The 17,466-nt window shown below is 55.9% G+C and carries 19 protein-coding genes and 1 pseudogene; 5 read left to right on the top strand and 15 right to left on the bottom strand.

The window, feature by feature from the left end; all coding sequences use genetic code 11:
- Positions 1–73: 73 nt before the first annotated feature.
- Positions 74–781 carry a sce7726 family protein gene (locus tag ACIQUH_RS25975; protein ID WP_400820652.1) on the top strand — a complete coding sequence of 236 codons (708 nt, stop codon included), beginning with the start codon at positions 74–76 and terminating at the stop codon, positions 779–781.
- Here ACIQUH_RS25975 and ACIQUH_RS25970 read toward each other — a convergent pair.
- From ACIQUH_RS25970 to ACIQUH_RS25955, 4 genes are all read right to left on the bottom strand, one after another.
- Positions 741–1,904, bottom strand: coding sequence for a hypothetical protein (locus tag ACIQUH_RS25970; protein WP_400820649.1), 1,164 nt, complete (start codon positions 1,902–1,904; stop codon positions 741–743). The genes ACIQUH_RS25975 and ACIQUH_RS25970 overlap by 41 nt on opposite strands.
- 367 nt (positions 1,905–2,271) lie before the next feature.
- A complete protein-coding gene (locus ACIQUH_RS25965) occupies positions 2,272–3,387 on the bottom strand; it encodes a hypothetical protein (RefSeq protein ID WP_400820648.1) in 1,116 nt (371 codons plus the stop codon).
- A 268-nt stretch (positions 3,388–3,655) separates the two neighbouring features.
- Entirely contained in the window at positions 3,656–4,390 is a 735-nt protein-coding gene (locus ACIQUH_RS25960; RefSeq protein WP_400820645.1) for an HNH endonuclease, read from the bottom strand.
- Positions 4,387–4,632 (bottom strand): hypothetical protein, encoded by a 246-nt coding sequence (locus ACIQUH_RS25955; protein ID WP_400820643.1) that lies wholly within the window; start codon positions 4,630–4,632, stop codon positions 4,387–4,389. Before ACIQUH_RS25955 ends, ACIQUH_RS25960 begins: the two co-directional genes overlap by 4 nt.
- Positions 4,633–5,020: 388 nt before the next feature.
- Between ACIQUH_RS25955 and ACIQUH_RS25950 the strand changes: the two genes are divergently transcribed.
- Positions 5,021–6,184 (top strand): MFS transporter, encoded by a 1,164-nt coding sequence (locus ACIQUH_RS25950; RefSeq protein ID WP_400820641.1) that lies wholly within the window; start codon positions 5,021–5,023, stop codon positions 6,182–6,184.
- A 22-nt stretch (positions 6,185–6,206) separates the two neighbouring features.
- Here ACIQUH_RS25950 and ACIQUH_RS25945 read toward each other — a convergent pair.
- Both ACIQUH_RS25945 and ACIQUH_RS25940 read right to left on the bottom strand, forming a co-directional pair.
- Positions 6,207–6,428, bottom strand: a pseudogene (locus ACIQUH_RS25945) (hypothetical protein); the annotation flags it as partial.
- Between the two features lie 54 nt (positions 6,429–6,482).
- A complete protein-coding gene (locus ACIQUH_RS25940; protein WP_400820639.1) occupies positions 6,483–7,805 on the bottom strand; it encodes a S41 family peptidase in 1,323 nt (440 codons plus the stop codon).
- A gap of 351 nt (positions 7,806–8,156) precedes the next feature.
- Between ACIQUH_RS25940 and ACIQUH_RS25935 the strand changes: the two genes are divergently transcribed.
- Positions 8,157–8,471: a nitroreductase family protein gene (locus ACIQUH_RS25935; protein WP_400820637.1), complete on the top strand. Its 315-nt coding sequence runs from the start codon at positions 8,157–8,159 to the stop codon at positions 8,469–8,471.
- A gap of 66 nt (positions 8,472–8,537) precedes the next feature.
- Here the strand turns inward: ACIQUH_RS25935 and ACIQUH_RS25930 are convergent, their stop codons facing one another.
- The 3 genes from ACIQUH_RS25930 to ACIQUH_RS25920 are packed head-to-tail and all read right to left on the bottom strand — an operon-like array spanning position 8,538 to position 11,358.
- Positions 8,538–8,867, bottom strand: a complete 330-nt coding sequence (locus ACIQUH_RS25930; RefSeq protein ID WP_400820635.1) for a hypothetical protein — start codon at positions 8,865–8,867, stop codon at positions 8,538–8,540.
- The gene (locus ACIQUH_RS25925; RefSeq protein WP_400820632.1) at positions 8,854–10,734 is read right to left on the bottom strand and encodes an AAA family ATPase; all 1,881 of its coding nucleotides are present in this window, start codon (positions 10,732–10,734) and stop codon (positions 8,854–8,856) included. Before ACIQUH_RS25925 ends, ACIQUH_RS25930 begins: the two co-directional genes overlap by 14 nt.
- Positions 10,735–10,743: 9 nt before the next feature.
- Positions 10,744–11,358, bottom strand: coding sequence for a hypothetical protein (locus tag ACIQUH_RS25920; RefSeq protein ID WP_400820630.1), 615 nt, complete (start codon positions 11,356–11,358; stop codon positions 10,744–10,746).
- Positions 11,359–11,683: 325 nt separating this feature from the next.
- On the opposite strand from ACIQUH_RS25920, the gene ACIQUH_RS25915 reads away from it, so the two are divergent.
- Entirely contained in the window at positions 11,684–11,881 is a 198-nt protein-coding gene (locus tag ACIQUH_RS25915; protein ID WP_400820628.1) for a hypothetical protein, read from the top strand.
- Between the two features lie 65 nt (positions 11,882–11,946).
- Here the strand turns inward: ACIQUH_RS25915 and ACIQUH_RS25910 are convergent, their stop codons facing one another.
- From ACIQUH_RS25910 to ACIQUH_RS25900, 3 genes are all read right to left on the bottom strand, one after another.
- Positions 11,947–13,245, bottom strand: a complete 1,299-nt coding sequence (locus ACIQUH_RS25910) for a type II toxin-antitoxin system HipA family toxin (protein WP_400820626.1) — start codon at positions 13,243–13,245, stop codon at positions 11,947–11,949.
- Between the two features lie 20 nt (positions 13,246–13,265).
- Complete coding sequence (locus ACIQUH_RS25905; RefSeq protein ID WP_400820624.1) at positions 13,266–13,565, bottom strand: helix-turn-helix domain-containing protein; 300 nt, start codon at positions 13,563–13,565, stop codon at positions 13,266–13,268.
- A 349-nt stretch (positions 13,566–13,914) separates the two neighbouring features.
- A complete protein-coding gene (locus ACIQUH_RS25900) occupies positions 13,915–14,484 on the bottom strand; it encodes a recombinase family protein (RefSeq protein ID WP_400820622.1) in 570 nt (189 codons plus the stop codon).
- A gap of 202 nt (positions 14,485–14,686) precedes the next feature.
- On the opposite strand from ACIQUH_RS25900, the gene ACIQUH_RS25895 reads away from it, so the two are divergent.
- Positions 14,687–15,364: a response regulator transcription factor gene (locus ACIQUH_RS25895; protein ID WP_400820619.1), complete on the top strand. Its 678-nt coding sequence runs from the start codon at positions 14,687–14,689 to the stop codon at positions 15,362–15,364.
- Positions 15,365–15,766: 402 nt separating this feature from the next.
- On the opposite strand, the gene ACIQUH_RS25890 is transcribed toward ACIQUH_RS25895, so the two are convergent.
- The 3 genes from ACIQUH_RS25890 to ACIQUH_RS25880 all read right to left on the bottom strand — a co-directional run bounded on the left by ACIQUH_RS25890 (position 15,767) and on the right by ACIQUH_RS25880 (position 17,323).
- On the bottom strand, positions 15,767–16,336 hold the full coding sequence (locus tag ACIQUH_RS25890) for a hypothetical protein (protein WP_400820617.1): 570 nt from the start codon (positions 16,334–16,336) through the stop codon (positions 15,767–15,769).
- Between the two features lie 134 nt (positions 16,337–16,470).
- The gene (locus tag ACIQUH_RS25885) at positions 16,471–16,797 is read right to left on the bottom strand and encodes a hypothetical protein (protein ID WP_400820615.1); all 327 of its coding nucleotides are present in this window, start codon (positions 16,795–16,797) and stop codon (positions 16,471–16,473) included.
- Between the two features lie 7 nt (positions 16,798–16,804).
- A complete protein-coding gene (locus tag ACIQUH_RS25880; RefSeq protein ID WP_400820612.1) occupies positions 16,805–17,323 on the bottom strand; it encodes a hypothetical protein in 519 nt (172 codons plus the stop codon).
- Positions 17,324–17,466 lie beyond the last annotated feature (143 nt).

Genomic DNA, 17,466 nt, shown 5'->3' with positions numbered 1-17,466 from the left:
CAGGCTGGTAACGAATTATTCGAATTGCACGGGCAAGCTTCACAAGATACACGACCAGCCGTCGCATCAGACTATGCTGTTGCCGGTAGCAGCAGGCGGCGCCAAGCTGGCAGAGAACTTCCACAAGGGCCGAGCGATGAAGCACAACACTACCGACTCGATCATCAGAAGCGCAATCCGGTCGTCGCTCGCAGCCGCACATCAGGGCGAGGACGCCGTGATCGTCGACGAGCTCAAGGTGAGCTTTGGGAGTGGAAGGATCGATGTCGCGGTGATCAATGGTCGTATCGAAGGCTATGAAATAAAGAGCGACAAGGACAAATTGGACAGGCTTTCGAGGCAGGCCTCGATGTTCGGCGCGGTAGCAGACCGCATGACGCTGGTGGTCGGCCAAAGGCATCTCGACAAGGCGGTCGCGGAGGTTCCGGACTGGTGGGGCGTCATCGTGTGTTCATCCGACGCGGATGGCAACGCTGTTCTCAAGCGAGTGCGTAGGGGCAGGCTGAACAGAAAGCTGGACAAGGTCGCGCTGATCGAGACCTTGGAGCGCGACGAGCTGATCTCGATGCTCGCCTCTGCAAACCTTGACAAGGGGTTCAGGGGCTCAACCTATCGCGTGCTCGTTGAACGTGCCTCGTCGGCCATGTCCGTGTCGGACATATCGGCATTCGTGAAAAAGATCCTGAAGGTCCGGGCGAGGCTGGCACGCGAGTTTGGCGACCTCGCTTTCGGGCGTTCGGTCATCCTCTGTGCAGAGCCATCTGCGACAGGTGCTGATTGACGCGCACGGTCAGCCACGCGGCAGGATGCGTGAATTTCTTTCCCGCCACGGTCAGATTGCCACGTGACACCTGTTCGATGATTGACGTTCCCCAACAGTCGGCCCGCTGCGCCCAGGTGGCTTTCGCCATGATGTCGACGCACGCGTTCACGTACTTCGAAAAATCCCGATTGTTTTCATAGAGGGCCACGTGCCAACTATCGGGGGTCACCAGATCGACATGCGGTAGGAAACCTCGAGCCATACTGTCTTCGACCCTGTTCGGCAGGGAGCCATAGTCGCCAAACCGAATCTCAAATTCCTCCGCGACACTGCGGAACAAATCCAAATCCTTGATCGGAAGTACCGACGACACGTTCCTGAGCGGCTGGCGGGGAAACGCCGTCGAAAGGACGATCTTCGTAAGGCGGTCGAATCCTTCTCCAATACCGGCCCGAAGCTGGCGCAGGACGTTCAGGACGTCTGCGGTGGAGGCATCCGCCCTGCCCCAGATGTTCCCGGCGTCGACGATCAAGACAAGTCGATCCGCATGCGTGGTGACGAGGTCTGCGCAACCCAACACGGCCGATCTATCGGCTGCTTCGTTTACACGGAGCCTGATTGCGCATTCTCGCCCCTCATCGATCATGGACTGCAATTGGACCCTCGTGCTCTGCACGTCGATTAGGCGCAGCACCGGTACAAGCTCTGGAACCCCCCGTAGGAGCTGCAGCCAGCGTGACGGCCCTTGTGCCGGATCAAGAAGATCGGAAAGTTCACGGTTGAACGCCTCGGTTCGTCTGATCCGCTGCGCGTCGTTCGCCAGTTCCCTCTCGGATCGAGGACGGGTTTCGTTCCTTCCGGTGGCTACCCGCTTCAGGTTTTCCCTCCTTCGGCGTTCCGCCGCCTCGGCGAGCGACGTCACGGGCCGTGGGCGACCATCAAAATCAACAATAGATCGACGTCCGCCGAGGGCTTCCATGAGCGCTTCAGCGGAGTCGACCAGACTTTCGGTTTCCGCGTATCTGGTCAGGGTGAAGATGGGAACAATCGAATCTTTGACCGGGTCGTAACACTGGTCGTAGGCGCCAAGCTCCCCGGCGCGAGTGGTCAATGCTGGAAAGTAGGTTGCACTCTCGAACATCTGCGAATCGATCCCCGAACGTTGAACTCCATTCAACGTTAGATTGATGCTGATGTCTTGAGGAGTTCTGGAGCCGCCCTGGCGTGGGTTTTCAACTGGATAAGTCGATCAGGGAGCTATTCAAGGTTGTCGTGAGCTCAGAAGCCCACTCCCCTTTCGATTCCTAGCCTGCTAACACCTCTCTTTCGCGCGCGAGCCGTCTTCAATCACGCCCCAAGCCGACATTCCCGATCACGACGAACCCGATTGATCGCATCTTGGTCGAAGTCCTGACGTTGAAGACGTCGGCACCGACATATCGGGAACCGTAATCGGTATCGGAGACCATGAGAGAAAGACCCTGGCCTCACCCGCCGGGGCCTTCCATTCAGATCGGGCGCTTCAATCCGGGAGCGATCTGCGTCAGCATGATCTCAAACCGAAACAGCACCATGGCCTGAAGGAAAATCCGGTCGCATCGCGCCAAGTACCGAGCGAGGCCGATCTCCTGAGCCGCTCCCTGGCCACCCTTTCCCGCCTGGTAAGTGATCTTCTGCGTCTGGGCATCAAACCGTGTGCCGCCGTGATGCGAGGCGTTACGGAGCTGGTTGTCACGCTCGACGCACAGCGCGTCGAATTCCGGCACTGACGCAAGCGCCCCGAATCGGCTCGGCTTATCTAGCCTGATATATTCCCTAAGTGCCATTCTTTCGAACTGGTCGAACGAGCGCCCACCAATCAGGTTGCCCAGATAGGCCAAGATGTCGATGCTGGATGCGAAGGCTTCGAAAGCGTTCCCATAAAACATCTTCACTGCCGGAAAGTCCACCGACGACGCCATGTTCTCGTCCGGTATCTCAAGCCCGCGCACAACTCGGAAATGGACTTGCCCGAACTGATCAAAGTTCTCGAAATACGACTTCATAAGTTCAAAATACCGCTCGGCGCGTTGGGGGGCCAGCTCATTATAGTGGTCCCGAAAACCCTTAAACTCGGGTGAACGTATTAGTGGCTGTACCTTATCAACGAGGTCCCTGAACGGCTTTTCGAACTCAGGTTGGCTGAAGAATAGCAGGAAGCGCCACAGCCAATCCTGGACCGTGCTGAGGGGATCTTGCGCGTAGTATATGTCCGATGCGTCCTTCAGACGTTGAACGATCAGATGATCTCGTCCTCGGCGGTGCAGTGACCAAGTCGTCTTGAGGAGCTTCCACTCCTCGGCAAAGTCCATCCGTCGGAATGGGCGTTGCATGAATTTTTGGGTGTACAGATCTTCGCGGCTGACCGGTATGAGCGACCCATTCGCTTCCGCGATCTTGGCGTGCTCCTGCATCTGGAGGAGATGCGGGAACGCGAAATCCTTGTTCCGCTCGCTGGCGGGCACCGAGTAGTTCGCATGCAGATTGATGATATGAGCGCCGGCCACCTCATCGATGAATTCGACGTTCTCCACTGGCTCGACCCAGTGCTCTATCTTCTGGAAGTCGACGCAAAGAGCGACCACCAGGTCCTCACCGCATTCTTCACACGGAGTCCAGAAAATCTGCCTTGTCTCTGCACCCATCCCGAGGCGGAGGGTGTGTGGCGCGTTACACGTCAAACACTTCCATGACGACCGAACTATCATATCCTTCTTCCTATTACCGAACGACGGGGACGAGGCTTCTAGCGATTGCTGAAGCAATCGTCCACTCCTGATCGGGAACAGCTCGTTAGAGCGTTTCACGTAGGCGATCTAGCGTTGCCTGCGACGGCGACGTAAGAGCATGCGTTCAAATCTTCGAACCGCTCGCGAGAACATCGGTATTCGGATGGGGGGAGATATAAGCACCGGTCGCTAGATCGAAGCATCCGCTACCGACCGTGCCCGGATGATCTTCAATCAGACGGACGCGAACGTCGTTCATTCCTTCGAAGACGGTCATCCAGACACTGAAGCAGCCCGAAGCCTGTGCGAAATCCGACAATGTCTTTAAACGTCGCTCATTTAGTCCGCTAGCCGCGGCGTCCTCGCACGTGTTGAGGGCGGCCGACCAGACTTCCTTGCGTTTTGAAATCCTGTCGACGACGACCTGCTTTCCGTTGTCGTCGAGATACTCGTAACCGTCTTTGTCGAGGCCAACCATTTCCAGGGTCTTTTGCGCCGCATCTTCCTGGGCGGGAGAAAGACCTGGCCGAACCGAAACGGCGCCGTCCGCAGTATAGACGAAAGCGTGAAAGGTGTTGTCCCTGTCAGGAAGGAGGACCTCGCTTAAAAGAAAATCCTTCGTTCCCTTCGTAGCGTTGCAATTCGCGCAGGCCAGCAGAAAATTTGTCCAACGTCCCTTGAGGTGCGCATAAGCGGGAAGCCCTTTCGGCTGAATATGTTCGACGGCCAAGCTGGCATCGACGCGCCGTTCGCAAAAACTGCAGTATGGCCCCAGCCTTCCTCGAAGGGGGTCCCTTGCATCGCCATACGGATCGAAGTCTGTAGCCTGCGTGGAGGCACCGCGTTGAACAGGTCTCATTCGTCGGTACCGAACGCAAGCTTCATTTCGAGGAATGCCTGATACGCGGGATTGTCGGCGTACGGTCCGGTGGCCTCAGCAAGCTTCCTCTCGAACTCGGCCAATGCTTCGCCAGCGAGAGGCTTTTTCTCCTCAAGCTCTTCGAGCAGTCCCCGAGCCGTGTCCTTCATATCGCCGTAGCGCCTGCTGGTATCGCTTTCATCGACGCCCATCAGTCCCTGTGCGACCTCACGGATGGTCATGTTGGCGACCTCAGAGGTTGCCTGAGGGCGTTTCAGGCTGCTATCGCTCGTAACCCCTTTAGATATGCAGCCCAACAAAAGTCTCGACGGATGATCGTGTTGAATAATTCAAGTGGCTTCCATGCACGGGACATTTTTCAAGACCCGATCATTGGGCACGAGGAAACCCGAAACTATCTTCGCAGTGTATCGACGGACGCGGTCAATACGGGTTATGTCATTTAATAGATACGCATATTCTTCGCTCAGGTTATTTGCCGGCCTTCGAGTCGTCGGCAAATAATATTATTTTGTAATCCTGAAAACAGGCGCGACTTTGACCGAGCAAACGCGTTTCACCCGACTTTTTCCGCATCTACGTCGGTTTGGGAAAATCGAAGCCGCAATCATGGCGTTTTCATTTTCTTCTTTCGCAACCATCGGACTAAGCCTTGTTGTAACCTCCTGGATCGCAGCGGTAGAGGGATCGATCTCGTTGGTAGGTCAGCTGTTCTTTGTGAGTAGCGCGACGTCCTTTATTTTTTCCATCTACGCCGGGGTGATCGTCGACAGCAAAAACCGCCTGTCAGTCATTCGCAGAGGACAGGCTTTAAGATTTTTGGGCGTTGCTGCCTTGGCGATTGGGGTGTTGGTCAGTCCCTCTGCGCCATGGCTGTTCGCTTACGCGACACTATTCTCACTAGGAACAGTTCTCAACGCAGGTGCCTTGGATGGAATCGTCCAACTGGCCGTGAATGCTTCTCAACGGATGAAGCTCTCGATTCGAGTTTCTATTTGTCGTCAACTCGGGATTTTATGCGGCACAGGACTCGGCGGGATTTTGCTGCATTACTTCCCAACTATATGGTCGGTCCTCTTAATGGTCTTCCTGATGGTGGTTCAGTTCATCATTATCAATCGCTTCTTTTCCGATTATCAAAGTGAACCTGCGGCCAGATCCAATGATATTTTGGCTAGCTGGAAACAAGGTTTACGGGCAATGTTGGGTCAGCGCGCTCTGACTTTCAGCGTTCTGAATGTGGGGTTGTTTTTCTCAGCGTCCCAAATGGCAAATGTTCTAGTACCGGGCTTCGTCAAAGACACTCTTGGACAAGGTAGCGACGTATACGGGCTTCTCGAAGCGGCTTGGGCAATCGGAGGTGGAGCCATTCTGGTAACAGCGGCCGCACAAACCAAGCTTTTTACCGCGCACCGTTGGGAGCTTGCTATTTTGACTTTGATTGGATTGGTAATGGTTGCATTCGCAATGTCTAGAAGCATCCCAGTCCTTGTTATCCTTTATGCGCTTCTCGGTGGAATGTTTGCGCTGGGGAGAGCCATTTGTGACGGCCGCATTTTGATCTTAGCGAAAAACGAAGAAATCGGTCGAGTGCGAGCCACCACGTCCATGATCATCAGTCTCCTGGGTATGACGATATACCTTTCACCCACTTTGATAGGGATTGAAAATACGATTTTCTATTATGTAGCTTGGGGAATTTCTTTGTCGGCAATTGCGATTGCTCTGTTCTGCGTAAACGCTTATTGCGATTTTCGTGAACGCACCAAGTGAGGACTCGCCGACAGAAATTCTTTTACGCTAAGCCTAATACCCGTTTTCCATGGCCCCTGAGCTCACCTTTAGGGCAGACTGTTGATTTGCACTCGACCTGCTCCACATGAACGCGTTCTTCGCGTCCAAGGACAGCACCCTGGCTGGCAATGTATGACGGAGGCGCGATGCCGTTGCCAATTAACCATTGAGCGATGCCAGCGTTTAAGCTGCCGGTTACCGGATCTTCAAAACCGGCCGCGGTAACCCTAGCGCCTTTCTGCGACACGATGCAGAGTCTATTTCTGAGTGATATTTCTTACTTGAAGGAAACCGCCTTTTCCGGATTCGGCGGGAAGGCTTCATCGGTCTTCTCGCCACGCATAAGTTCCAGCGCGTACTGAAGCTGAAGGTCATCCTTTGCCTCTGGCGGTACGTAGGCTGAAGAACCGGAGCCGTCTTCCGTCTCGCTTTGACCCTGGATGTGACCACGCAGGCTCGATTCACCAGTGGTTTCCAGCTTGCCTAGTAGTTCGGGGGGCAGCGGCTGTTCGACCGTGATGTCCGGTGTGATACCGGTCCCTTGGATCGATTTTCCGGATGGCGTGTAATAGAGCGCTGTCGTTAGACGAAGCGCGCCCACATTGCCCATCGGGATAATCGTCTGGACGGACCCCTTACCGAAAGAGCGAGTTCCAACGACGGTCGCACGGCGTAAATCCTGCAACGCGCCAGCGACGATCTCCGAAGCTGAAGCAGAACCACCGTTGACCAGCACAATAACAGGCTTGCCATCGGTCAGGTCGCCAGCGGTTGCGCTGTAGCGACGGGTCTCATCGGGGGTACGGCCTCGGGTGGAAACAACTTCACCGCGCTCAAGAAACGCATCCAAAACATTGATGGCTTGATCCAACAGACCGCCCGGATTAAGGCGCAGGTCGAGCACATACCCCCTCAACTTGTCGGCCGGGATGTCCTTCTTAATCTTGCTGATTGCGGCTTCCAGATCGTCGTAGGTCTTCTCGGTGAAGGAGATGACGCGGAGATATCCAACATCGTTTTCGACGCGAGATTTTACAGCCTCCACAGCGATGATGTCACGCACAATTGTCAGTTCGATCAGCTTGTCAGCGCCCTCCCGGATCAGTGTCAGCTTGATCGGTGTATTGACCGGCCCACGCATCTTCTCAACCGCTTCCTCCAGCTTCAGGCCGCGCACGGGCTGACCATTGATCTCGGAAATGAAATCACCTGCCAGAACGCCAGCCTTTGCTGCCGGTGTATCGTCCATGGGGGCGATCACCTTGACCAGTTCGTTTTCCATCGTCACCTGAATACCGAGGCCGCCGAACTCACCTTTGATCTGCGTGCGTGTATCGTCGGCGTCTTGAGCGTTCATGAAGCTGGAATGCGGGTCAAGCGATGACAGCATGCCGTTGATGGCATTCTCGATGAGCTGCTCATCTGTTGGCGGCGTCACATATTGCGCCCGGACACGCTCCAGCACTTCGCCGAAAATCGCTAATTCCTTGTAGGTAACGTCATTCGCGGCTTCCGCCGGAGCCACAGACGAGTAGACGATGCTCATCGCGGTTGCGCTCATCAATGCGCCGGCGAGAACAAGAGAAAACCTGCGTATCATTGTGAGCCTTTCCAGAATCTTTGAAGGTTCAGGACAGGGAAGCGAGTGGCTTACCGCCTTTTCGAGTTTGACTGTAAAGCCTTGAGTGATTTGTTTCTAGCTCTACCGCTTCGGACAAAATAAGGCAGGGCGCTTTTGGCGCAAAATTTCCAACTAAAGTTAGGCTTTTTGCGCCCGAGTTTTGCGGCAGTGTTTAGCAAGTGCCGGCACTCGCTAAACACTGCCTTCCGCAACCTTCCCGGCTAAGAGCCCTGCGTTCGAACTGCGGACCGATATCACCAAGTCGACCGCCGTGTTCGCCCAAACTTCAGCTTTGCTCGACTGTTTGGTGAGCAAGGCTCCTCCGACGACTTGAGCGCTGCAATAATCATCACCTGCCGCTTCGACAAACTGATGTGGAAATACAAAAACTCCCGATCGTATCGGGTCGCGTTGTTGGATGCGGGCCATTTGTCTCAAGCAGTACAGATGGTCGCCACCTCCATCGGCATCAGGACATGGCCAACCGCAGCGTTCTACGATCATGACGTTTCAGACTTGCTAGAACTCCGGCCGCAGAACATGGAATACCCTCTCATGGTGATCGGTCTCGGTAGCGGCGATCCGAACCCATTCGACCGTGACTTAGGAGACGGCTTTGCCTCTTCGGACCCTCCAGCGCTTTAGGCCAGTCAGAACCGACGTTCGAGAGTGCGCTCACGCTGCTCGCAACGGCAGCAACGCCGGAGACCACTAGGACATAGTGAGAGGGCGCTTACCGCCGCCTTTCTCCATCACCTCCCCCAGCGTCGGCCCCCGCGCCATCACGACGTCCACCAGATCGTCCAGAGCGACGAGACACACCAGACCGCCCTCACTGTCGATGATCGCCGGCTCTCCTTTGGAAGCCGGCGTCGTCAGGATGAAGAGTCGACGTCGCGCGTCGCGGATCCGAATAGGCATCCCGCTAGCCTCAAGTATCGCCTTCTCTACAAGCACTCGCCCCTCGCCGGTTCCGCTTTCCTTCAGACTACGAACGACGAGTTTCCAGTCGATCTTCGGTGTCGGTTTACCTCTCGTCATCCGACATCTCCCGCATGATGCGCCTGACTTCGTCTCCCTCAATGATCGCATTCTCGACCAAGACGTCGGCAATCCTTTCCACGGCTGCTCGGAACGTCGTGACGATCTCCCGGCTTCGCCCCATCTCCCGAGCAAGGAGACGCTCCACTCTTGCCGCGACGACAGGATTGTTCTGGCGGGCGCGGTCCCGCTGATCGACGGATGTCAGATTTGAATACGCGAGCCCCTCTCCCATTCCGAGCTGGAGTTCCATTCTGGTGGCGAGATCACTCGCTTTGTGAAGGTCCGCTCCTTCGGCCGCGCCTGCGCCCTCGAACGCGGTACCGAGGATAACCTCCTCGGCCGCCCGACCCGCCAACAGGATGGCGATCCTGTCCAGGCACTCCTGCCGGTCCCAGAGTTGGTCCTCGTCCAAATGAAAACGAGCGAACCCAAGGGGGTGCGACACGTGCGCCTGCCATGGTACGGCGACCGTCTGGAGTTTGCCGACCCCAAGCCGAACTCCGACCACGGCATGACCGGCCTCGTGGATCGCGACCGTTCTTCGTTCTCCGCCCGCGATCTTCCTGGGCGTAGGAAGTACGGCCAGGATATCCTCCATGGAAACGGCGCGGCCGGCTTTTCTGGCGATCCTCTTCGCTTCACGATCGGCCTTCGCGAAATGTGCGCCCGTCAGCCCGGTTGTCGCCGCCGCGACGGCGTCGACGTCTGAGTCGGAAATTCCATCGCCGAAATAGAACCGGAAAAGATGCTTGCGCTCCGTCACGTCCGGAAGCGGAATCCTGATGTGCCTATCGAGACGCCCCGGCCTTAAAAGGGCGGCATCGATCGCCTCAGGGTGGTTCGTCGCCCCGATGACAACGACGCCTTCCAGCCTTTCGTGGCCGTCGATCAGTTCGAGTAGGAAGTTGATCACTTGACTCCAATACGTTTCGTATTCGTTGCCGACAATCCTGGTACGGTCGCCGATCCCGTCAAACTCGTCCACGAACAGGATGCTCGGCTTTCGCGCCCTCGCCTGCTCGAAGCTTTTGCGCATTGCCATCAACGTGTCGTTGAGATGTCCGGCGGCCTGCCACTGCGCAACGGACGTCGCAACCAGATGAGTGCCGCATGATCGAGCCAACGCGCCTGCAAACGTGGTCTTCCCGGTTCCGGGTGCCCCGCTGAGGAGAAGCCCTCGGTCTACGTCCACCCAGGCGAGAGTGCCCTCCTTCCAGGCCTCGATATCCTCGGCCAGCGACAGGCCCCAGGCCTTGGCCTCCCCATAGCCGGCAAGGTCTTCAAGGCGGGGTCCGTCGTCATCAAGCGGAGCATTCGCTTCCGCCTCGGCCAAGCGTGCCAGCACGCTGGAGGCCGGGCGTCCGGCTCTGAATGCCGCGAAGAGTTCCGGCAAAGGATATTCCACCATCTTCCTGGCATCTGCCAGGTCAATGACTTGACCTGTGAACTGCTTTGCTGCAGCGACAATATGGTGCGCGCGCACAGACCCCACGTCCACGACACGGTCTGCCGCCAGAGCAATCTCTCTAGGAATTGAAAGTCCTGCCGGCCAGACGACGAGTACAGAGCGTTTCGACTTCAAGGCACCGTGAATCGCCTGGATATCGACCCCACCCCTGCTCAAGACCTTCGGTGCCGCAATTGCGAAGGCGTGGAGGGATACGGTTTCGCGTACGAGAATGCTCGCAGCCGCGAAGTATTCGTCAAGAATGGAGCCCGGAGGAAGCCGCAGAGCTACGACGATCTGACGGCAGGTTGGGTTCTTTTTGAAGGCACCACCAAGCCGCGCGGCGGCTTTCAGAACGAAGGAGTAGGCCACGCGCTCAAGTGTGACTGTACGGCGACCATGCGTAGGACGGTCCATCGCACCCTCCTAGCGCTGGAAGCGACGGATGACGGACTCAGGTCCGATCATCGCGTCATCGAGGTCGAGGACGATCAGCCTATGCAGAAACATCCAGGAGATTCCAGTCATAGGCTGGACCTCCTTGAAGATGCTGAGGCACTCGGCGACAGTGAGCGATCCGGACTCTTCGAGCGCGGACAGCAACCGGATGCGGTCGTTCAACGGCGTCCGGGAATTCGCGTATCGAAGCATGTCGCGGGAATTCGCGAGGCGGAAGCCGCCTTCAACTTCGTCTCGGGTGACACCGCGGTACCGGAATCCGGCGAGCGCAGCGCCCTCCTTGATTTCCGGAAGCTCCTTCTCCTCGACAGCATCCAGAAGGATCCTCGTGCCGTCCTCATAGTCGACCAAGTAGTCCGGGACATGCGGGCCTGCTTCGGTTTCGAACTCAAACGGGAGGCAGAGCCAGGCGACGACGTTAGGGTCAACGTCAAGAATACATCCCAGATCACGGGCGGAGCGCGATCTGAACATGGGGTCTGCAGAGCAACGGACGGTTCCCCTGGGGTAGAAAAGCTTGCTGGAAGCCTGTGCATAGGCGGCGTACAGCGCCGCAGACGTATCGACGGGCGAATAGCTCATCACGAACATCCTCAAACAGTAAAACATCGCTCGTGCCGCCACGGGACGGCCTTACCGTTCAACCTATTCGAGATATTCGCAGGATCTTGATCATGGTGAACAAAATAAGAACAAATTCGAAGGTGTCAATAAGTTTTCATCTGCGCCGTGCAAAAACTGCTGCGATAGGCTAGGAGCCGCAGCTACCAGTATGCTGGCGAAAAGCCGGTCCGCTTCGCCAACGCGCGGCCGACGTGGCTCTGATCCGCGTAGCCGCACCGCTCGGAAATTACGCTCAATGGGAGACTGGCGTCTCGCAGTTGCATCTTCAGGAAATTAGACAACGATGCCGTTCCTGCTCGCGGTGCACGGCGTGATCATCGAAAAGCCGGACCTGTGGCTGGAGGACGGCGCTACTTGGCAGATGCTGGAAGCGACGTCGATCCGAGCATCGACACGCGCCCAGACTTACGTGCTCGCCATCGTCCGCGAAGCGCTGGCTATCAGGCAGGCACACGGCAGGCAATTCGCCAAAATTGGATAGCAACTGCCACCAACTCTTAGATTGGCTTCAACGCTTTGGGCTGAAGCCACCCGCATCATCATCGGTTACAGTTTTGCTGCTCGTGATGGCTTGGAAATGCTACGGTCATTTCGATCATAGTGTACGCGAACGGTCCGAGCCGGCCGATTGCCGTTCAAGAATTTGTCGATTTCAGCGGTACGGGATTTGGATAGCCCGACTTTCTCAGCAAACTGTGGCCATCTGTCCACGGCCGTTCGCACTTGCTCTATAACATCCTTGGCATCTTGATCCGAGATTGAAGCCGCTCTGGCGACCGCCAAGAGGTGAGGCATTCTAGGTGTTCTACCTTCTCCAGCAATTGCAACGCTGTGTTCTCCGTCTGGTCCGGACGAAAAAGTAAGATCGTATGCGGGTGCCAGAGACCAACGACCATTCCCGTCCATTAGGAATGCGTGGTTCTTCGCATGGTCGTCGCGGTTTCTGGCAAAGACATTGAACACCATGTTCCGGAACATCTTGAGGACTTCCGCAGCGTCGCGGGTCATCATATGCGTAAGCTTGTGCAGTTGCTCATAATTCAGGGTGGCCTCACGATGACTGGCGTTCAGCAGGCCGCTTGCCGTGTGCATGTGGAGCCTGCCGGCGGGTGTCCTGTCAAAACGCTTCGTCGCAAAAAGCCGCCTTCCTTTCCGGGTCTCCAACAGCCGGGTTTCGGCCATCGTCAATCCTGCAGCGACCGCCATGAGCGCATAGGCTTTTTCTTCTGCGCCGATCTCCCGCGGATCATCGGGACTGGGCGCTTTGACCATCCACCTTTCAAACCCCGGATCCAACGGCTGGCCGTAATCCAGAACACAGGTATTATCCGCCTTGTTGAAGCCGATCATGATCTTTGGCCGTACACCCGCTGATCCACCCTGCGCGCCCTGCAAGCTGTCGATGTCGGCAACGTCCATTTCAGTCTGCACCAACTCCACCTGATCAGCGAACCAATCGAGATCAGTGATGCTCTGTTGTTTCTGATCGTCTGGCAGTTCAGGAACGTATGAGAGTGCCCCCATTCCTGTTCGGCCCACTGCCGAGAGACGGTCGATCGGAGTGAGCTGGGTATAGTCGATGCCGGCTCGCTGGAGACGACGGTCCACCAACAGACGACCCCAACCGTCAGGCAGGCTGTCGTTGAATAGCCCATGAAGCCCGTCAAACGGATCGCGAGGCGCTGCAATCAATCCCGTGGAGGCTATCATATGGAATGGTGAAATCAAAAGCGGCGCAGCCAGAAACTCTGGGGAGTACTCGAAATAAGCCCTCCGTTCCCTGCTACTCCAGGCAAGCGTACCGAGCCTTCTCTCGTTCCCTTCGAGCTCCAGATAAACGCTCATCTGCTGGATTGACCTGAACTTCATTTCCGGCGCACACGCTGCTTGAGAGGACGATCAATGACATCATTGATATTCTGTGGCGGCCGACATGGAAACAAGCCTTCGAACTCAGCCTCCGCCTCAAGGGCAAACGCAATTTTCACGAGACTCTCTAGCGAGATTTTCCCGGTTTCCTCAAATAGCCTCAGCGATCCGTAGGAGACATTCGATCTTGCAGCCAGTTCACGCTGGGTCAGTCCGTGTTGGATTCTTCGGCGCTTCATTCTTTCCGCCAAGCCTCCAATAACTTCGGCCGGAGACAACAATTTAAATGCCAACATAATAGCATATATCCATATAAACCGTATTTATTGCTAAAATAATAGCATTTAAAGTTATTGCAAGTCGGTGTTTCCGCCGGACGTCACCGATCTATCTTCCGATCGCCTTGGTGCGATCCGCCGCATGTTCAGGGCCATGCGAAGACGACAACGCTGACCTTCCGCTCGCCGCACTCAGCGAGGTCCCGTCGTATTGCGTATCCCACAGGGAACTGAACATGATCTCCGACAATCTGCCATCCGTCATTCCGCAGCCGAGCAAACTGGTGCTCTTCAACCTCGCCATTGACAGCAAGCTTCGCGCTTGTGATCTCGTCAAGCTGAGCTGTTCCAGTAGGATTCGGCTTGATCAGGCTTGCGCCAATTCCAATCGTTCCATTCCCCTGACGATGGTTCTGGGATGAACGTTGTACTCGCGAGCGACATCCCTGACTGGAATTCCCGCATTAACTGCGGCGCGGATTTCACAACATTGTGCCTGGCTCAATGCTGGCCGCCGACCAGGACATTTTCCGCGGGCTTTGGCCGCCTCAATACCCGCTATGGTGCGCTCTCGGATCAACGACTTCTCGAACTCTGAAATCGCCGCGAGGATATGAAAGATCAGTTTCCCGCCAGCCGACGCAGTGTCGATGTTTTCCGTCAGCGAAAGAAAGCCGATCCCACGCCGTTTCAGGTCATCGATCACCGTAATGAGGTGCCGAATCGAACGACCCAGCCGATCCAATCTCCAGACAACCAATACGTCGCCTTTCCGGAGAGCTCTCATCGTTGAAGAAAGACCGGATCTCTTTCGTTTTGCGCCGGACACTCCATGATCCTCGAATATACGCGAACATCCCGCTTTCAGCAGGGCGTCCGTCTGGAGGTTGAGGTGTTGATCGATGGTGGAAACCCGTGCATATCCAATCCTCGCCATGAATCCTTCCAACATCTGCGCCCCGACCGGCTTGACAGAAACGAACGGATTCGCGTCACCGGCTGACGGGGAGGCAGAAAAAGCATTATAAGCAACATTCGTAGGGGCTTACGCATGGAACAAATGAACTCTGTGCGTCGTGACAAAACCGTTCGTTTCTGTCCTCGGATCGCGGACTTTCTGCCTCGTCGGGGACGAGGCGATGAAGCAGCCAGCCTCGTTCAAGTTGATATCGCGGCTGATGACGGATGCCTGGATCTACAGTCTGGACGGTCATCGTGACGCGGCGGGGATCTATGCTCGAATCCTTGAGATGCTGCGGCCGAATATGATCCTCGCCGTCGTCGATACGCGTGCGAGCGATCCTGACGACTTCGCCTTGGACGTCATCCACAGGTATAAAGTGCCCACGGGGATGTCTGCCATGCGGCATCTTCAAGAGGTTCGAACGCTTTCGGACCACCAGCACCTGCGCAGGTTCATGATTCCAGCCTACGTGAAGGTGATCGAGAGCCGTCGTCCCGAAACCGACCGCATCGTAACCAGCATCCTCGGCATGGTCATCATCTATGACCGCCTGATCCTGCCACAAAAGAATCCTTCAGGCCGGAGCGATTGGTGCCTCGTACTGATCGATGTGAAGGTTCTCTTGCCCCCCACTCCGAAGACAGCTCTGGCGGATGTCGATCTCGGTATCCTGCAATTACTGGCGGAGGGAGCGACGATCAAAGAAATCGCCGAGGCGTCGCATCGGTCCGACCGGACGATCCATCATAGAGTCGAGCGTCTGAAGGCGCGGTTTGGTGCGCGGAATCTCGCGCATCTCGTTGGCCTGTTCATATCAGCCGGAATCGCCGACGATCCCTCTTCCGAAGAATGACCCGCAGCAAGATCATGGATCGATGGAGTTTCAGCCATTTCTCGCACTGTTGTCCGGTCGCCGTAGAGTTGGGGCGTGCATGCTTGCCGTCCCCTTCGCACGATCTGCTTTTATCGGACGGATTGTTGACCAATTGGATTTTTCGACGATAAAAGAGTCTGCTAGCGCATTTCATTGAGAGCAGTTTTGCATCGAAATTGAACTCTTTGATGCTTCGCCCGTTGACTTCTGTACTCCGCAAAAGTATGCATTGTGTAGATCGTTGGTCATTGAGCGTGAGATAGCCAACGCCACTGAGATGCAAATCTCAGTCCCTGCGTATGCGGGGAAGGGAGAAATCCTGAGAGCTTCGCTCCGAGGCCTTTGTTGGTCGAAACGGCTCCGAAAGGGGCCGTTTTCCGTTTACGGCTTCTTCGGGACTTTTCGTCCGCGTTCATGATTTTTCTTCGGGTGTTTATTTTCTACGCGCAGTCGCGCGAGATGTTTGAATTTTACCTCGCCAAACGTGTCAGGAGCTTTTCGCGTGCACGGATACGCAGAACGAATCTGCATATGCAAGTCGAACGGAAAGCCCTTGATTCTATCTAGCGTGAAAATTATTGCGTAAAGACGCTCCACGCTTTCCTGCGTAACGACCGGTATCTGGGCGTAGCGGTCTGCCCCCGTTAGGCACCAGACTTTAGAACCGCAGACCAAAGGCACCACCGTCGGCAATTGCAGCGAAAAGGCGTAACGCTCCGGACAGAAGAAACCGGGGTTGCGGCTACATCCGGGGAAAGCTGTTGCATGATCATCGTCATCTCGAGGATCACGGGTAAATACGTGATCGCTGAACGTTGCAATGATTGCACGATCGACGCCCGATGAATCCGTTACATTGATTTGGATTTCCCGAAGATGAGAGAACGAATGCGTATTCTCGGCATGTATGAAATCTGGCCAGATTTCCTTTGTTAAGTAGGGTGCAGGCATCGATACTCGTCAATAAAACTTCAAAGAAGTGATTGCCTGCCATCCTTCCTTTAGTCAATCGGGTTACTAGCAATCTTTAAGAATGCCTTGCCAAGAGTCTTCCTTTTAGGCATCCGGACGTCCTTTCGCTCCGTTCACGACTGCCGTGCTATCTTATGCCGATAGGACTCGCACCAGCGGCGATCCCGGTATCGCAACCATCTGTCGAAGAACGACACCTCAAAATAGTCAGGGCACAAAGTCTGAAAGGTCTGCTCACGCGCCTCCTTCTCAATACGGGCGCCGCGTGCCTCTTCCTGAGTCAGTCGGTCGGAGTGGGCGGACCACGAATTCCAGATCGTGGTCCCCATGGTACTGGAGATGACGACCGCCGCGATACCGATCGTCGCAAAGAAGGGGATGCCTAAGAGCATGCCGAAGAAGAGAACGAGCCTGCGTTTGCGGGTGTGACTGTCGATCATGGCCGCATCACATCGTCTTCAGTTCGCGGCCATCGAACTTCTGTCCGATGCGGTTCCGCTCCAATTCCTTTTGGAGTGCGATGGAATCTTCGCGGACGCGTTCGATGCTCGTCACGTGGTTGAGGACGAGCAAGGCGACGGGAGGAATGAGTGCCAGCCAGAAGACATGACCGATGCCTACCGTGAAGCGTGCCGGCAAAGCGAACGCGATTAGTCCGAGAATGTACGCGCCCGGAACGGCCTTCACCATCGTCGCCACATGCGCGATCTTGCCTGTGTTTGCGAAGGCGAAGTGATTGACGCCCCGGCTTTCGCTCTCGCTTGCGATGATGTGAAAAATCGACTGTTTCCACGACCAGATGCGCCGGAAGTAGAGCGTGCAGGCGTTGCCGACTTCGATCTCCGGATCGATCTTCTCGTTGGTTGTGACCCGCTCAAACTTCAGCAGCTCCCCGTCGGCGCTTTCCACGATCACATATGCGTAGTGCCAAATGTCATCGATGGCATCCAGACCGTTATGACCCATAAAGGTTCTTCCATTGATTTCGCGTACGGTACCGCTGACTTTGATGATGTTTGAATAGCCCCGAGTTTCGTAGACACCCTCGGGTTAGATTTTCTGCTGCTTCTCGAACTCGACGGGCGACAGCATCCCGTTCCTGACGTGTT

The sequence above is a fragment of the Agrobacterium sp. NPDC090283 genome (assembly GCF_044769685.1).
Lineage (GTDB): Bacteria > Pseudomonadota > Alphaproteobacteria > Rhizobiales > Rhizobiaceae > Agrobacterium.
Note: the sequence above shows the minus strand (reverse complement) of the source record. Positions and strands in the feature narration are given on the sequence as shown.

Bases quoted from the DNA above. Each gene is read 5' to 3' on its own strand.
- ACIQUH_RS25925 (WP_400820632.1), bottom strand. From the start codon at position 10,734: ATGGACCGTCCTACGCATGGTCGCCGTACAGTCACACTTGAGCGCGTG.
- ACIQUH_RS25975 (WP_400820652.1), top strand. From the start codon at position 74: ATGCTGTTGCCGGTAGCAGCAGGCGGCGCCAAGCTGGCAGAGAACTTC.
- ACIQUH_RS25885 (WP_400820615.1), bottom strand. From the start codon at position 16,797: ATGATCGACAGTCACACCCGCAAACGCAGGCTCGTTCTCTTCTTCGGC.
- ACIQUH_RS25905 (WP_400820624.1), bottom strand. From the start codon at position 13,565: ATGTTGGCATTTAAATTGTTGTCTCCGGCCGAAGTTATTGGAGGCTTG.
- ACIQUH_RS25930 (WP_400820635.1), bottom strand. From the start codon at position 8,867: ATGACGAGAGGTAAACCGACACCGAAGATCGACTGGAAACTCGTCGTT.
- ACIQUH_RS25880 (WP_400820612.1), bottom strand. From the start codon at position 17,323: ATGGGTCATAACGGTCTGGATGCCATCGATGACATTTGGCACTACGCA.
- ACIQUH_RS25900 (WP_400820622.1), bottom strand. From the start codon at position 14,484: ATGGCGAGGATTGGATATGCACGGGTTTCCACCATCGATCAACACCTC.
- ACIQUH_RS25890 (WP_400820617.1), bottom strand. From the start codon at position 16,336: ATGCCTGCACCCTACTTAACAAAGGAAATCTGGCCAGATTTCATACAT.
- ACIQUH_RS25970 (WP_400820649.1), bottom strand. From the start codon at position 1,904: ATGTTCGAGAGTGCAACCTACTTTCCAGCATTGACCACTCGCGCCGGG.
- ACIQUH_RS25920 (WP_400820630.1), bottom strand. From the start codon at position 11,358: ATGAGCTATTCGCCCGTCGATACGTCTGCGGCGCTGTACGCCGCCTAT.
- ACIQUH_RS25895 (WP_400820619.1), top strand. From the start codon at position 14,687: ATGAAGCAGCCAGCCTCGTTCAAGTTGATATCGCGGCTGATGACGGAT.
- ACIQUH_RS25910 (WP_400820626.1), bottom strand. From the start codon at position 13,245: ATGAGCGTTTATCTGGAGCTCGAAGGGAACGAGAGAAGGCTCGGTACG.
- ACIQUH_RS25960 (WP_400820645.1), bottom strand. From the start codon at position 4,390: ATGAGACCTGTTCAACGCGGTGCCTCCACGCAGGCTACAGACTTCGAT.
- ACIQUH_RS25940 (WP_400820639.1), bottom strand. From the start codon at position 7,805: ATGATACGCAGGTTTTCTCTTGTTCTCGCCGGCGCATTGATGAGCGCA.
- ACIQUH_RS25955 (WP_400820643.1), bottom strand. From the start codon at position 4,632: ATGACCATCCGTGAGGTCGCACAGGGACTGATGGGCGTCGATGAAAGC.
- ACIQUH_RS25915 (WP_400820628.1), top strand. From the start codon at position 11,684: ATGCCGTTCCTGCTCGCGGTGCACGGCGTGATCATCGAAAAGCCGGAC.
- ACIQUH_RS25950 (WP_400820641.1), top strand. From the start codon at position 5,021: ATGGCGTTTTCATTTTCTTCTTTCGCAACCATCGGACTAAGCCTTGTT.